This window comes from Pigmentiphaga sp. MLSB6-MA01, from assembly GCF_058793475.1.
Genome location: NZ_JBXAFV010000011.1, coordinates 106709 through 120471, shown reverse-complemented (window position 1 = coordinate 120471; position 13763 = coordinate 106709). Strand labels below are relative to the sequence as shown.

The window sequence follows — 13763 nt, the reverse complement described above, 5'->3', positions numbered from 1 at the left end:
ATTTCGTGTTCTATGTTCTAGTATCTTGGCTTGGGAGCGCTGCTGCCCCACTCTACGGAAGACCGTGCATGAAACCCATCAGCAAATCGAACAAACTGGCTCACGTCCTGTACGACATCCGCGGCCCCATCATGGACCGCGCCAAGCAGATGGAGGACGAAGGCCAGAAGCTCATCAAGCTCAACATCGGCAACCTGGCCGTGTTCGGTTTCGATGCGCCCGAGGAAATCCAGCTGGACATGATCCGCAACCTGCCCAACTCGGCGGGCTACTCGGACAGCAAGGGGATCTTCGCCGCGCGCAAGGCGGTCATGCACTACACCCAGGCGCAGGGCGTGCAGGGGGTGACGCTGGAAGACATCTACCTGGGCAATGGCGCGTCCGACCTGATCGCGATGGCCACCAACGCGCTGCTCGACGACGGCGACGAGCTGCTGCTGCCCACGCCCGACTATCCGCTGTGGACGGCGGTCGCGAGCCTGTCGGGCGGCACGCCCGTGCACTATCTGTGCGACGAGGCCAACGGCTGGATTCCCGACCTGGACGACATCCGGGCCAAGATCACCCCGCGCACCAAGGGGATCGTGGTCATCAATCCGAACAACCCGACCGGCGTGATCTACCCCGATCACGTGCTGCGGGAAATCATCGCCATCGCGCGCGAGCACGGCCTGGTCATCCTGGCCGACGAGGTCTACGACAAGGTGCTGTACGACGACGCCCGCCACACCGCGCTGGCGAGCCTGTCCACCGACGTGCTGACGCTGACCTTCAATTCGCTGTCCAAGAGCTACCGCGCCTGCGGCTACCGCGCGGGCTGGCTGGTGGTCTCGGGCGACAAGCGCGCCGCCCGCGACTACATCGACGGCTTGAACATGCTCGCCAACATGCGGCTGTGCGCCAACGTGCCGGGCCAGTGGGCGATCCAGACCGCGCTGGGCGGCTACCAGAGCATCAACGACCTGGTCGCCGCCGGCGGCCGGCTGCGCCAGCAGCGCGACCTGGCCTACGAACTGATCACCGCCATCCCGGGCGTGACCTGCGTCAAGCCGCAGGCCGCGCTCTACATGTTCCCCCGGCTGGACCCCGAGGTCTATCCCATCGAGGACGACCGCGAGTTCTTCCTGCAACTGCTGGAGGCCACGCGTGTGATGCTGGTGCAGGGTACGGGGTTCAACTGGCCGCACCCGGACCACTTCCGCATCGTGTTCCTGCCGCACGAGGCGGACCTGCGCGAGGCCATCGGCCGCATTGCCAAGTTCCTCGAAGACTACCGCCTCAAGCATGCCAGGCAAGCGCCGGCGTCCGCCGATGCCGGGCCGGACGACCGTGCCGTCGTCGTACCGGGCAAGTTCGGGGCGAAGGCTGGATAGAGACCCGGCTTCAGTGCATCTCCGGGCTGAAGCGGTACTGGTTCCTGCCGGCCCGCTTGGCTTCGTACATGGCCATGTCGGCCGCGCGCAGCAGATGGATGGGGCGGGTGCCGGCCCCCGCGCGGTAGACCGCGATGCCCAGGCTGGCATGGACCTGCACCGAGCGTCCGGCAAGCTGCATGGGGGCGGCGATATCGGCCAGGATCCGCCGGGCCAGGGTTTCGCCCTGTACCGGGTCCGCGTCGTTCCGGACGATCACGACGAACTCGTCTCCCGACAGCCGCGCGACCAGTTCGGCCTGGGGTAGGCCGGCCTTCAGGCGTCGCGCCATTTCCTTCAGCAGCAGGTCGCCCTGATCGTGCCCCAGCGTGTCGTTGACCTGCTTGAAGCCGTCCAGGTCGAGGAACAGGACCTCGAGCGCGCCACCGCGCCGATCGGTCAGCGCCATGGCCCGGGGCAGGCGTTCCTGCACCGCGCGGCGGTTGGGCAGACCGGTCAGCGTGTCGCGGCGGGCTTCGAGCCGGATGGCCTGTTCGCGCGTGCGCCGTTCCGTGATGTCATGCACGATGCTGTGGAATCCCACGATCCTGTCCTCGATGCGGTCGGGGATCAGCGTGACCGCGCCGTAATGGACGGTGCCGTCGGGGAAGGTGAGCGGCATCTCGAACGAGACCCGCTGGCCGCGGCGAGCGGCCCGCTTCACATGCCGTTCGATCTCGCCGGCCTTCTCGGGACCGAAGGTCTCGGCCAGGGAATGGCCGACGATGCTGCGGGACGTCTTGCCCACGGCGACTCGATACGCCTCGTTGACGAAGCGGTAGCGAAGATCGAGGTCGAGGTACCCGATCATGGCCGGCAGGTGATCCGTCAGGGTCTGCAATTGTGCGTGCGCATGGCTCAGTTCGCGGGTGCGTTGTTCGACCTGTTTCTCCAGCGCGGCCATTCCCGCCGCGAGCGAGGATTCGGTGGTCGTGCGCACGCGCAGGGCGGCCTCGCGCCGGGTGATCTCGCGGCTGGCCAATTGCGCCGCATCGTTCAGCAGGTCGATCTGGTTGGCGCTCAATTGCCGTGGCACCGTATCCAGCACGCACAGGCTGCCCAGGGCCAGGCCGTCGATGCTGCGCAGGGGGATGCCGGCATAGAAGCGCACGCCGGTCGCGCCGTTGACCAGGGGGTTGTCGAAGAAGCGCTCGTCCCGGGCCGCATCGGGCACGAGCAGGAGCCCGTTGCCCAGGATGCAATGGGCGCAGAAGGCGTATTCGCGCGGAGTCTCGGAGATCTCTGTCCCCACCCGGGATTTGAACCACTGGCGCTCCCGGTCGATCAGGGATACCAGCGCGATCGGCGTGCCGATCGCGTTCGCGGTGATCCGCGTGATCAGGTCGAAGGCCGGTTCGGGAGGCGTGTCGAGCAGGTCGAGGGCCTGCAGCAGCGACAACCGTTGTTCTTCATCGGGAGCGAGCGGGGCGACTTGCATGGCGTGAACGTGCTGACGTCGACGCGACAAGGATAGAGCATGTCGGCCCGGCCGGGCTGCTTCCGGCGATACCGGTCCGGTGGCTATCCGCCGGCGCCGTGCTCGGCCACGATGCGCACCACCACTTCGCCCCTGCCGGTGCGCCTGGCGTGATCCAGGCCTTCGTTGGCCAGCGCGTCGGCGCGTTCGTTGCCGCGGTGTCCGCTGTGCCCGCGCACCCACCGGAAGGTCGCGCGGTGCCGGTCCGCTTCGGCGATCAGCGTCTTCCACAGCTCGACGTTCTTGACGTCTTTCCAGTTCTTGCGCACCCAGCCGTGGCGCCATTGCGTCATGCCGTTCACGACGTACTGCGAGTCGGTGTAGACGACGACCTCGCAGGCTTGCGGCAGCCAGCGCAGCGCCTCGATGGCGGCGGTCAGTTCCATGCGGTTGTTGGTGGTGTCCGGCGAACCGCCGAAGACTTCCACGGTGGCCTCGGTGGTGCGGATCCACGCGCCCCAGCCCCCGGGGCCGCCGGGGTTGCCGCGGCAGGCGCCGTCGCAATAGACGATGGCGCCGCCGGCGGGCGGGGTCTCGTCGCCCGTGGGCTGCGGTTGCGCGGCGGCCGGCTGCGCGGGCGCGTCGGCATCCAGCCAGCGCTGGAAGGGGGCCGCGTCGGCGCCTTCCTTGACGTACCACTTCTTCTGCGCCGGCGACCATCTGGCCCCGAGCGCCTTGGCTTCGTCTTTCTCGGCAAAGGGCACTTTCAGCCAGACAACCATGGAGTCACCAATTCGATGCAAGGGGCGAGACCTTAATCGGCCCGGCGAGCCGTTGTCAAGGCGGCGGGCCGGGAACAGGGCTTGCTCATTTCGTGGGCGGGGAACCTCGAAGCCTGCTGTGATGCGGGTCGGTTCGCCCTGTTTCGGGGCTGTCCCCAGCGTTGTCCACAGGATGCGGGGATAACTGGTTACACTTCGTCCGGCCGCGCGGCCGCCCCGGCCCAGGGGGCGCGATAGAGCGCGCGCGGCGCGGCCAGGTGCAGCGTCAGGCCACGCAGGGCGTTGAACGCGAGGAAGGACAGCCATAGCCCATGGTTGCCCAGGAGCGGCAGCAGGCCGAGCGACAGCGCCAGGAATGCCGCGCCGCAGATCAGCATGGCCCGCATCAGCACGCGGGTCTGGGTGGCGCCGATGAAGATGCCGTCGTACAGATAGGCGGCGACCGAAGCGATGGGCGCCAACGCCAGCCAGGGCAGGAAGCGGCCCGCGGTTTCGCGCAGCGCCGCCTGGTCGGTCAGCAGGCTCACGATCCATGGGCCCACGGCCAGGTAGGCCAGGGCATAGGCCAGCGCGCCGCCGAAGGCCCAGCCCATGCACAGCCGCACGGCGCGCCGCAGGCCGGGGCGGTCGCCGGCGCCCACGGCGGATCCCACCAGCGCCTCGGCCGCATGGGCGAAGCCGTCGAGGCCGAAGGCCATGAAGCTCAGGAAGTTCAGCAGCAGCGCATTGGCGGCCAGGACCATGTCGCCCTGGGTGGCGCCCAGGTGGGCGAACCATCCCATGCTGGCCAGCAGGCAGGCCGTGCGCACGAAGATGTGGGCATTGATGCCGACCAGGCGCCGCATCGCGGCGGCGTCGCGCAACACCGCCAGGCGCAGCCGCGGCCAGGCGGCGCGATGCGAGCGCCAGAGCAGGATGCCGCCTGCCAGCGCGCCGGCGCCGTCGGCCACCGCGGTCGCGGCGCCTATGCCGGCCACGCCCAGGCCGAAGCCGTGCACGAACAGCAGCACGGCGCCCAGGTTGGCCACGTTGATCAGGATCTGCAGGGCCAGCGCCAGCCGGACGCGCTGGCATCCCAGCAGCCAGCCCAGCACGACGTAGTTGACCAGGGCCAGCGGGGCGGCCCAGATCCGGCCCGAGCAGTACGCAATGGCCTGGCGCGTGGCCTCGGCGCTGCCGCCCAGCAGGTCCAGCACCAGCGCGATCAGCGGCCGCTGCAGCACGAGAAGCACGAGACCGATGGCCAGCGCGAGGGCCAGGGCCCGGACCACGCTGGCGGCCAGCGCCTGCTCGTCGCCCTTGCCCCAGGCCTGGGCGACGAGCCCCGTCGTGCCCATGCGCAGGAAGCCGAAGCCCCAGAAAAGAAAACTGAAGAGCAGGCCGCCCAGTGCCACGCCCGCCAGATATTCGGGGCCGGGCAGATGGCCCGCCACCGCGGTATCCACCGCCGACATCAGGGGCTGGGTCAGGTTGGCGAGCACGATGGGCAGGGCCATCGCAAGAACGCGCCGGTGGGTAAGGGGGGAGGAGTTGGCTGACACGGGTCGTCCATGGAATGGCCCGAACCGGGCTGCCCAAATGAAAACGGACGCCAGGGGCGTCCGTTTTCATTTGAATCTTGGCTCCCCGAACTGGGTTCGAACCAGTGACCTGCGGATTAACAGTCCGTCGCTCTACCGACTGAGCTATCGGGGAATCGAGCCAATAACTATAGCAGAAAAATGACTGCCGTCAAAGAAAGGCGCAAGGGGCGCGGTAAACTCGCCGCATGAGTTCTCTCTTCACGCTCGAGGCGCCTTGCAGCTACCGCGAGGAGGTTCGCAAGAGCCGGTTCGTCGCCCATGCGGCACCCGTGGCCGGCGCCGACGAGGCGCTGGCGTTCTTCGCGCGGCATGCCGATCCGACGGCCACCCATAATTGCTGGGCCTATCGCATCGGCGCCACGTATCGCTTCAACGACGACGGCGAACCGGGCGGGACGGCCGGCCGTCCCATCCTGCAAGCCATAGACGGGCAGTCCTGCGACCGGGTGGCGGTGCTGGTGGTGCGCTGGTTCGGCGGCACGCTGCTGGGCGCGGGCGGCCTGGTGCGCGCCTATGGCGGCTGCGCGGCCAATTGCCTGCGGCTGGGGCGGCGGGTGCCACTCCTGGACCTGGCCGAAGCCGAAGTCGCCTGCACCTTCGCCGAGCTGCCCCTGTTCAAGGCGCGGTTGAAGGAGCATGGCGCCGAGGTGATCCAGGAACGATTCGATGAACAGGGGGCGACGCTGGCCTTGAGCGTGCCGCGCCCCAGCCTGGAGGCGCTGCGCAAGGTGTTGTCCGACCTGAGTCGGGGGCGCGCCGTCCTGGCCGTGCGGGACGAGCTCTGAGCAGGCCCTAGAGTCCGGCCAGGCGGCACGCGCGCTGGGTCAGGATGCCTTCGGGCGAGGCCAGGTCGTTCAGGACGGTGAAATGGTTGCGATCGGGCAGCCGCAGCAATTCGCCGGGCAGGCCCGTGCGGGCGGCGGCGAAGGTGTCCGATTGGCGCTGGAGTTCGGGCAGTTCGGCGGCGCCGTAGGCCAGCACAAGTTCGCGCTGGCTGAGCGGGCGGAGCAGCGGGCTGAGCCGCCGCACATCGGGCGGACACAGGCGCAGCTTGTCGTTCAGGTAGCCGAGGCGGATGGGTTCGAGGTCATAGATGCCGCTGATGGCCAGTCCGCCACGGACTCCGGGCTCATCGAGCACCATGGCGGCCAGATGGGCGCCGGCGGACCAGCCGCTGACGATCATCCGTTCGGGATCCGTGCCCCATTGCGGGGCTTGCCGCCCCAGCCATCCCAGGGCGGCGCGGATTTCGCCGACGATGCCGTCCAGGGATTGTTCGGGGGCCGGGGTGTAGCTCACCAGCGCGACATGGAGCCCATGGGCCAGCGGGCCGGCCGCCAGGAAACTGAAGTTCTCTTTCGCGCGGGATTGCCAATAGTCGCCATGGATGAAGACCATGAGCGGGCCTGGCCGCACGGCGGGAAAGTAATCGATGCGGTTGCGGGGCGCGGGGCCGTAGCGCAGGTCCAGGTATTGGGGATGGGCGGCCCGCAGCTTGGCGCTGCGTTCATCGAATTCCGCCATCAGCACCGCGCTGTTGAGCACGGCGGCCGAGTTGTTGTAGGAAGCGTCCAGCGCTTCCCGAGTCATTCCGTTGTACAACGCAGTCATGCGGCAGTTCCGGTCCGGGCGCGGGGCAGGGCGATCATGGGCACGAGTTGCAACCAAAAGTGTCCGAAATAGAAGAATTCATCCTTTCTCGTCCAATTGCAAGACCCGTGCCGGCCTTCCCGGAACAGATCGCTGCATCAATGATGATGGCCGCCCGCGCCATGGCCTGTGGTGCCGGCGCCGGCCGCCTCGACCCTGAAGTCCACCTTCACCTCGCCGGCTTTCTCGAAGACCAGGGTGGCGGGGAAACTGGCGCCTTCCTTCAGGGGCGCCTTCAGGCGCATGAACATGATGTGGTAGCCGCCGGGCTTGAGCTCGACGGTCTGGCCCGCGGGCAGGGCGATGCCGTCGACCTGGCGCATGCGCATGATGTTGCCGTCCATCTGCATGGTGTGCAGCTCGGCGGTGGCCGAGACATCGGCGCGGACGGCGACCAGCTTGTCGTCGGCGCCGTTGTTGGTCAGCTTGACGAACCCGCCCCCGGCGGGCTGGCCCGTGACGGTGGCCCGGCTCCAGGGGTGGTCGATCTGGATGGCGCCGGCCGTATGGCCCTGGGCGACGGCCTGGCCGGCGGCCAGGAGGGAAAACAACAGTGACAGGGTGAGCGTTCGGATCTGCATGAGGGTCTCGTCTGGAATCGTGGCCGGCAATGCCTGCCGGCGTGGCGCATCGAATGGAGCGTGGACTCAGGCCGGCGGTGCGCGGGACGAGAAATGCAGATGGGACGGGGCGGGCGGGGACAGCATGGCCCGGATGGGCCGGTAGGCGGGGCCGAGGTCGCGCGCGAGCGCGATCTTCGCTTCGGCCGTGGGTGGGGGCAGGGCGGCATGCGAGCCGGCCAGGCAAAGCGGGCATTGCAGCGCGGCCAGCGCGTGCGAGCCGCCGTCGCGCGGATCCAGGGGCGCGGGTGCGTTGCCCCGCGCGGTGCACAGCACGGACAGCCATGGTGGCGGGCTGGCCGACGCGTGCGCCATGGGCAGGGCCGCGTGCCAGAGCACGCACAGCAGTGCCAGCCAGACGAAGCGTGGGGAAGCGTGAACGGCCATGGGCCGGATGATACCCCAGTCCCGCCGGGAGCCCGCCCGGGTTATTCGGGCTTGATGCCCGCCTTGCGCGCCACGTCGCCGAACAACTGCACCTCGCGTTCGATGCGGGCCTTCATCTGGGGCGGGGTCTCCCGCATCGGTTCGAATCCCGCGGCCCGCAGTCTGCCGGCGTACTCGGTATTGGCCACGACCTTGCCGACCGCCTCGGCCAGCCGGGCGCGGACGGCCGGCTCGACCTCCATCGGCAGCATGATGCCGAACCAGATGCTCATGATGACCTCGGGATAGCGCTCGGCCGCGGCCGGGACCTCGGGCAGCGCGGGCAGGCGCCGGGGCTCCATGACGGTCAGCGGCAGCAGCCGGTTGCCGCGTATGTATTCGGCCGACGGCGCGTAGGTGGCCGAGGCCAGGTTGATCTGCCCGCCGACGGCGTCGGCCACCACCGCGGCCGCCCCTTTGTAGGGCACGTGCACCAGATCGATGCCCGCGGCGGACTTCAGCAGTTCCACGGCGAAGTGTTGCGGCGTGCCGTTGCCCGAGCTGCCATAGGTCAGCTTTCCCGGATTGGACTTGGCGTACTTGACGAGCTCGTCCAGGGTCTTGACCGGCGCCTGGGGATGGGCAAGCAGCAGCAGGGGCGTACCGCCGATCAGGCCGATGGGGTCCAGGTCCCGCGCGATGTCGAACGGCAGGTCCTTCTGCATGGACGGCGCGATCGTGCGCGCGCTGTCGGCGAACAGGATCGTGTAGCCGTCGGCGGGACCCTTGGCCACCATGTTGGAGCCGATCACGCCGCCCGCGCCGGGGCGATTCTCGACCACTACCTGCTGGCCGAGTTCGGCCGACAGATAGGGGGCGATGAGCCGGGCGACGATGTCGGTGCCGCCGCCGGGGCCGAAGGGGACGACGAAGCGGATGGGGCGGGACGGGAACGTGTCGGCCCGGGCGGGCGCCGCGGCCGCGCAGGCCAGGCCGGCCAGCGCGGCCGACAGCAAGGCGCGTCTCTGCATGGTGTCTTCTCCGGTGGTGCGGGCGCGATGCGTGCTCGCCGCCTCGTCGTGGGAATGACCGCGGTCCCGGCATGCTGCGAAAACGGACGCCGGATCGGCCGTGCTGCGGCAAATTACCGGACGGCCTGGCGTTGATCAAGATTGAATGTTGAATGAAGTTTCGGGCGCAGATCGCGGCGGCCGAGGCAATGGCGAAGGCGGGCCCGGAATGAAAAACGGACGCCAGAGGCGTCCGTTTTTCATTTTCAATCTTGGCTCCCCGAACTGGGTTCGAACCAGTGACCTGCGGATTAACAGTCCGTCGCTCTACCGACTGAGCTATCGGGGAATCGAGCCCACGACTATAGCACGCCCAAAAGCTAGAGCGCAACCAGGGCACAGCGGATCCGGCTCCGCCGGTGCCGCCCCCTGGGGGGCGCCCGAAGCGCGTAGGGGGCTACTTCTAGGGCGCTATTTCAGCACAGCGGCGATGCCGTCGGCCACGGCATCGATGTTGCGGCTGTTGAGCGCGGCCACGCAGATGCGGCCGGTCGAGACGGCATAGATGCCGTGCTCTTCGCGCAGGCGGTCCACCTGGGCCGCGGTCAGGCCCGAGTACGAGAACATGCCGCGCTGCTGCATCACGAAGCCGAAGTCGCGGGCCACGCCGCGCTCCTTCAGCTTGGCCACCAGGGCGGTGCGCATGGCGCGGATGCGTTCGCGCATTTCGCCCAGCTCGGTTTCCCACTCGGCGCGCAGCTCGGGCGAGGTCAGCACCTGGGCGACCACCGTGCCGCCGTGGGTGGGCGGGTTGGAGTAGTTGGTGCGGATCACGCGCTTGAGCTGGCTCAGCACGCGGCCGCTTTCGTCCTTGTCGGCGGCGACCAGGGACAGGGCGCCCACGCGTTCGCCGTAGAGCGAGAAGGACTTGGAGAAAGACGAACTGATCAGGAAGGTCAGGCCGGCGTCGGCGAACTGGCGCACGGCCGTGGCGTCGGCGTCGATGCCGTCGCCGAAACCCTGGTAGGCGATGTCCAGGAAGGGGATGAGCTGGCGCGCCTTGACCACCTCGACCACCTTGGTCCACTGGTCGGCGGTCAGGTCCACGCCGGTGGGGTTGTGGCAGCAGGCATGCAGCACGACCACGGTGCCGGCGGGATAGTTTTCCAGCGCCGCGATCATGCCGGCGAAGTTCACCCCTTGCGTGGCCGCATCGTAATAGGGGTAGTTGACGACTTCGAAGCCGGCGTATTCGAACAGCGCACGGTGGTTTTCCCAGCTCGGGTCGCTGATGGCGACCTTGGCCTGGGGAACCAGCCGTTTCAGGAAGTCGGCACCGATCTTGAGCGCGCCCGTGCCGCCCAGGCTCTGGGCCGTCAGGACGCGGCCCGCGGCGATCAGCGGCGAACCGGCGCCCAGCAGCAGTTCCTGCACCGCGCGGTTATAGCCCGGCAGCCCTTCGATGGGCAGGTAGCCGCGCGCGGCGGCGGCGTCGATACGTGCCTGCTCGGCCTTGCGGACCGCTTTCAGGAGAGGGATCCGGCCTTCGTCGTTGTAGTACACGCCCACGCCGAGATTGACCTTGTTGCTGCGGGTATCGGCGTTGAATTGTTCGGTAAGGCCCAGAATGGGGTCGCGAGGGGCCAGTTCTACGGCGGCGAAGAGCGAAGTCATGAAAAGCGTCCGTTAAGCGCGCAGGGTTGAAGGAAGAAGGGGGGCAGGGGATAATGGCAGGTTGGTTTTTACAATGCGAAATCCATCGGGGGCCTGGAACTCTGGGACCCTTTTGCTGCCGAAGTTTTCCTGATGAAACAAGAGTCTAGCATGCAGACTACGCCTTCCGAAGGGGGCCAACCCGGGGTCCAACCCGGAGACCAGCCCGGCGTTCAAGACGGTGCCGGCCCGGTGGCGGCAGCGGCCGGCGTGCCGGGCTTCGAGCCCCGTTTCGTCTCGTACGATGGCAGTCCCTTCCAGCTCTACCAGCCTTATCCGCCCGCCGGGGACCAGCCGGCGGCCATCGGGCTGTTGTGCGAAGGCATCGAAGACGGCCTGCTGTACCAGACCCTGCTGGGCGTGACCGGCTCGGGCAAGACCTACACCATGGCCAACGTGATCGCCCGCATGGGCCGTCCGGCCATCGTGCTGGCGCCCAACAAGACGCTGGCCGCCCAGCTCTACGCCGAGATGCGGGAGTTCTTCCCGCGCAACGCCGTCGAGTACTTCGTCTCGTACTACGACTACTACCAGCCCGAAGCCTACGTGCCGACGCGCGATCTCTTCATCGAGAAGGATTCGTCCATCAACGAGCACATCGAGCAGATGCGCCTGTCGGCCACCAAGAGCCTGCTCGAACGCCGCGACACCATCATCGTGGCCAGTGTCTCGTGCATCTACGGTATCGGCAACCCCGACGACTATCACGACATGGTGATGATGCTGCGCACCGGCGACCGCGTGGGGCAGCGCGACGTCATCGCCCGCCTGGTGGCCATGCAGTACACGCGCAACGACACGGAGTTCATGCGCGGCACGTTCCGGGTCCGGGGCGAACAGATCGATGTCTTTCCGGCCGAGCATGCCGAACTGGCCTTGCGCATCACGTTGTTCGACGACGAGATCGAGACGCTGGAGCTGTTCGATCCGCTGACCGGCAAGGTGCGGCAGAAAATCCTGCGGTTCGCGGTCTACCCGGGATCGCACTACGTGACGCCGCGCGCCACCGTGCTGCGCGCGATCGACACCATCAAGGAAGAGCTGCGCGAGCGCTCCCGGCATTTCGTCGACAACGGCCAGCTGGTCGAGGCCCAGCGTCTGGAGCAGCGCACCCGCTTCGACCTCGAGATGTTGCAGGAGCTCGGGTTCTGCAAGGGGATCGAGAACTACTCGCGCCACCTGTCCGGCGCCAAGCCGGGCGATCCGCCGCCGACGCTGGTGGACTACCTGCCGCACGACGCCCTGATGATCATCGACGAAAGCCACGTCACGGTGGGGCAGGTCGGCGCCATGTACAAGGGCGACCGTTCGCGCAAGGAAACCCTGGTGAGCTACGGTTTCCGCCTGCCGTCCGCGCTGGACAACCGGCCGCTCAAGTTCGAGGAATTCGAGTCCAAGATGCGTCAGACCATTTTCGTGTCGGCCACCCCGGCGGACTACGAGAAGACGCATGCCGATGCCGTGGTCGAGCAGGTGGTGCGGCCGACCGGCCTGGTCGATCCGGTGGTGGAGATCCGGCCGGCGCTGAACCAGGTGGACGACGTGCTGGGCGAGATCCACGAGCGGGTGGCGCGCAACGACCGCGTGCTGATCACCACGCTGACCAAGCGCATGGCCGAGGACCTGACGGATTTCCTGAGCGACCACGGCGTGAAAGTGCGCTACCTGCATTCGGACATCGACACGGTCGAGCGCGTGGAAATCCTGCGCGACCTGCGCCTGGGCACCTTTGACGTGCTGGTCGGCATCAACCTGCTGCGGGAAGGACTGGACATCCCCGAAGTGTCGCTGGTGGCCATCCTGGACGCGGACAAGGAAGGGTTCCTGCGCTCCGAACGCAGCCTGATCCAGACCATCGGGCGGGCGGCGCGCAACCTGAACGGCAAGGCCATCCTCTATGCGGACAGGATGACCGACTCGATGCGGCGCGCGCTGGACGAAACGACTCGCCGCCGCGAGAAACAGTTGCGCTTCAACGAGGAACGCGGCATCGTCCCGCAAGGGGTCAAGAAGGAAGTGCGCGACCTGATCGACGGTGTCTACGCGCCTTCGGACGGACTGGACGGCGGCGAGTCGCTCGAGGCCGCCCGTTTCGAGGCCATGGGCGAGAAGCAGATCGCCAAGGAGATCAAGAAGCTGGAGAAGGCCATGCTGGAGTACGCGCGCAACCTGGAGTTCGAGAAGGCGGCGCGGGCCCGCGACCAACTGCTGGCGCTCAAGCAGAAAGTGTTCGGTGCCGGCGGGCAGCAGGCCGACGAGGATGCCCTGAACGCGGCGGGGTCGCCGTCGCGGTGAGCAGGCCCGCCGCCAGGGCGGAAAACTTGTGCATCGCGAGATAGTTGCGCACTCAAATGGTGCGGGCCGGGGGCCCGCCAGCGATCCGCCGATGGCACCGTTCTTGCGCACCGTATATTCCGATGGTGCCCATTCTCTAAAGGGTGGGTGATAACGCGATGATTCTAAAGAGATTTTTATAGCACCGCATTTTCATGTGCTTATAAAAAAAGCTTGAACTATCCGGGGTTTTCCCGCACACTTCTGGACATGATGACCAAGGTACTATTTGTGTGCATGGGCAACATCTGCCGCTCGCCGAGCGCAGAGGGCGTGTTTCGCCGCTTGGTGAAGGACGCCGGTCTTTCCGACGTTGTCCGTATAGAATCGGCCGGGACGCACGCCTTTCATATTGGCGAGCCGCCCGATGCCCGTATGCAGGCTGCCGCCCGCAAGCGTGGCTATGATATTAGCGAAATCCGCGCGCGTCAGATCCGCGTGGACGACTTCCGCGAATTCGACATGATCCTGGCAATGGACTGGGACAACCTGTCGTTGCTGCAACAGCAGGCGCCCAAGCAATACCAGCACAAGCTGATGTTGCTGATGCGCTTCGCCAACGAATACGAGGAAGCCACCGTGCCCGATCCGTACTACGGAGGGCCGGAAGGTTTCGCCAAGGTGCTCGACTACATCGAGGACGCCTGCCAGGGGCTGCTGGAGGTCGTGCGCAAGCGCGCTACCCAATACCAGGCGGCCTGACCGGTCGTTTCACGTTGTTCCCATTGCAGGCCCGGATCGCGTCCGGGCCTTGTTTTGCCGGCGGCGCCCCCGCCGCGGGGCGCCCAGTGGGCGCTTCCTGGCTCCTTGTTCTGCATCGCAACATTCCCCCCTCCGTAGTTTCCCGAACGAATCCCTAGAAAAACATTCGGGAAT

12 protein-coding genes and 2 tRNA genes are annotated in these 13763 nt (G+C 67.3%); 4 read left to right on the top strand and 10 right to left on the bottom strand.

What is annotated here, in order from left to right:
• Positions 1-68: 68 nt before the first annotated feature.
• Complete coding sequence (locus AC1Q6E_RS18515) at positions 69-1373, top strand: pyridoxal phosphate-dependent aminotransferase (protein ID WP_296559684.1); 1305 nt, start codon at positions 69-71, stop codon at positions 1371-1373.
• Between the two features lie 10 nt (positions 1374-1383).
• Here the strand turns inward: AC1Q6E_RS18515 and AC1Q6E_RS18510 are convergent, their stop codons facing one another.
• The 4 genes from AC1Q6E_RS18510 to AC1Q6E_RS18495 all read right to left on the bottom strand — a co-directional run bounded on the left by AC1Q6E_RS18510 (position 1384) and on the right by AC1Q6E_RS18495 (position 5306).
• Positions 1384-2850: a diguanylate cyclase domain-containing protein gene (locus AC1Q6E_RS18510; protein ID WP_152797378.1), complete on the bottom strand. Its 1467-nt coding sequence runs from the start codon at positions 2848-2850 to the stop codon at positions 1384-1386.
• A gap of 83 nt (positions 2851-2933) precedes the next feature.
• Positions 2934-3611, bottom strand: coding sequence for a ribonuclease HI (gene rnhA / locus AC1Q6E_RS18505; protein WP_296559682.1), 678 nt, complete (start codon positions 3609-3611; stop codon positions 2934-2936).
• 188 nt (positions 3612-3799) lie between these two features.
• Complete coding sequence (locus AC1Q6E_RS18500; protein ID WP_296559703.1) at positions 3800-5107, bottom strand: MATE family efflux transporter; 1308 nt, start codon at positions 5105-5107, stop codon at positions 3800-3802.
• Positions 5108-5230: 123 nt separating this feature from the next.
• Positions 5231-5306 (bottom strand) — tRNA-Asn (locus tag AC1Q6E_RS18495).
• A gap of 73 nt (positions 5307-5379) precedes the next feature.
• Here AC1Q6E_RS18495 and AC1Q6E_RS18490 point away from each other — a divergent pair.
• On the top strand, positions 5380-5979 hold the full coding sequence (locus AC1Q6E_RS18490) for an IMPACT family protein (RefSeq protein ID WP_296559681.1): 600 nt from the start codon (positions 5380-5382) through the stop codon (positions 5977-5979).
• Between the two features lie 7 nt (positions 5980-5986).
• Here the strand turns inward: AC1Q6E_RS18490 and AC1Q6E_RS18485 are convergent, their stop codons facing one another.
• From AC1Q6E_RS18485 to AC1Q6E_RS18460, 6 genes are all read right to left on the bottom strand, one after another.
• Positions 5987-6805 (bottom strand): alpha/beta hydrolase, encoded by an 819-nt coding sequence (locus tag AC1Q6E_RS18485; RefSeq protein ID WP_152797381.1) that lies wholly within the window; start codon positions 6803-6805, stop codon positions 5987-5989.
• Between the two features lie 137 nt (positions 6806-6942).
• Entirely contained in the window at positions 6943-7425 is a 483-nt protein-coding gene (locus AC1Q6E_RS18480; protein ID WP_296559680.1) for a copper chaperone PCu(A)C, read from the bottom strand.
• 66 nt (positions 7426-7491) lie between these two features.
• Positions 7492-7851, bottom strand: a complete 360-nt coding sequence (locus AC1Q6E_RS18475) for a DUF2946 family protein (protein ID WP_152797383.1) — start codon at positions 7849-7851, stop codon at positions 7492-7494.
• Positions 7852-7892: 41 nt separating this feature from the next.
• Complete coding sequence (locus tag AC1Q6E_RS18470; RefSeq protein WP_296559679.1) at positions 7893-8861, bottom strand: Bug family tripartite tricarboxylate transporter substrate binding protein; 969 nt, start codon at positions 8859-8861, stop codon at positions 7893-7895.
• 252 nt (positions 8862-9113) lie between these two features.
• Positions 9114-9189, bottom strand: a tRNA-Asn gene (locus AC1Q6E_RS18465).
• 122 nt (positions 9190-9311) lie between these two features.
• Positions 9312-10514 carry an amino acid aminotransferase gene (locus tag AC1Q6E_RS18460; protein ID WP_152797385.1) on the bottom strand — a complete coding sequence of 401 codons (1203 nt, stop codon included), beginning with the start codon at positions 10512-10514 and terminating at the stop codon, positions 9312-9314.
• A gap of 150 nt (positions 10515-10664) precedes the next feature.
• Here AC1Q6E_RS18460 and uvrB point away from each other — a divergent pair, with 150 nt between their 5' ends.
• Positions 10665-12848 carry an excinuclease ABC subunit UvrB gene (gene uvrB / locus AC1Q6E_RS18455; protein WP_492573243.1) on the top strand — a complete coding sequence of 728 codons (2184 nt, stop codon included), beginning with the start codon at positions 10665-10667 and terminating at the stop codon, positions 12846-12848.
• Positions 12849-13097: 249 nt separating this feature from the next.
• Positions 13098-13589, top strand: a complete 492-nt coding sequence (locus AC1Q6E_RS18450; protein WP_087779776.1) for a low molecular weight protein-tyrosine-phosphatase — start codon at positions 13098-13100, stop codon at positions 13587-13589.
• The last annotated feature ends 174 nt before the right edge of the window (positions 13590-13763 follow it).

What these genes read in the sequence shown, in the direction of transcription:
- AC1Q6E_RS18515 (WP_296559684.1), top strand. Translation starts at nt 69, where the DNA reads ATGAAACCCATCAGCAAATCGAACAAACTGGCTCACGTCCTGTACGAC.
- AC1Q6E_RS18510 (WP_152797378.1), bottom strand. Translation starts at nt 2,850, where the DNA reads ATGCAAGTCGCCCCGCTCGCTCCCGATGAAGAACAACGGTTGTCGCTG.
- rnhA (WP_296559682.1), bottom strand. Translation starts at nt 3,611, where the DNA reads ATGGTTGTCTGGCTGAAAGTGCCCTTTGCCGAGAAAGACGAAGCCAAG.
- AC1Q6E_RS18500 (WP_296559703.1), bottom strand. Translation starts at nt 5,107, where the DNA reads ATGGCCCTGCCCATCGTGCTCGCCAACCTGACCCAGCCCCTGATGTCG.
- AC1Q6E_RS18490 (WP_296559681.1), top strand. Translation starts at nt 5,380, where the DNA reads ATGAGTTCTCTCTTCACGCTCGAGGCGCCTTGCAGCTACCGCGAGGAG.
- AC1Q6E_RS18485 (WP_152797381.1), bottom strand. Translation starts at nt 6,805, where the DNA reads ATGACTGCGTTGTACAACGGAATGACTCGGGAAGCGCTGGACGCTTCC.
- AC1Q6E_RS18480 (WP_296559680.1), bottom strand. Translation starts at nt 7,425, where the DNA reads ATGCAGATCCGAACGCTCACCCTGTCACTGTTGTTTTCCCTCCTGGCC.
- AC1Q6E_RS18475 (WP_152797383.1), bottom strand. Translation starts at nt 7,851, where the DNA reads ATGGCCGTTCACGCTTCCCCACGCTTCGTCTGGCTGGCACTGCTGTGC.
- AC1Q6E_RS18470 (WP_296559679.1), bottom strand. Translation starts at nt 8,861, where the DNA reads ATGCAGAGACGCGCCTTGCTGTCGGCCGCGCTGGCCGGCCTGGCCTGC.
- AC1Q6E_RS18460 (WP_152797385.1), bottom strand. Translation starts at nt 10,514, where the DNA reads ATGACTTCGCTCTTCGCCGCCGTAGAACTGGCCCCTCGCGACCCCATT.
- uvrB (WP_492573243.1), top strand. Translation starts at nt 10,665, where the DNA reads ATGCAGACTACGCCTTCCGAAGGGGGCCAACCCGGGGTCCAACCCGGA.
- AC1Q6E_RS18450 (WP_087779776.1), top strand. Translation starts at nt 13,098, where the DNA reads ATGATGACCAAGGTACTATTTGTGTGCATGGGCAACATCTGCCGCTCG.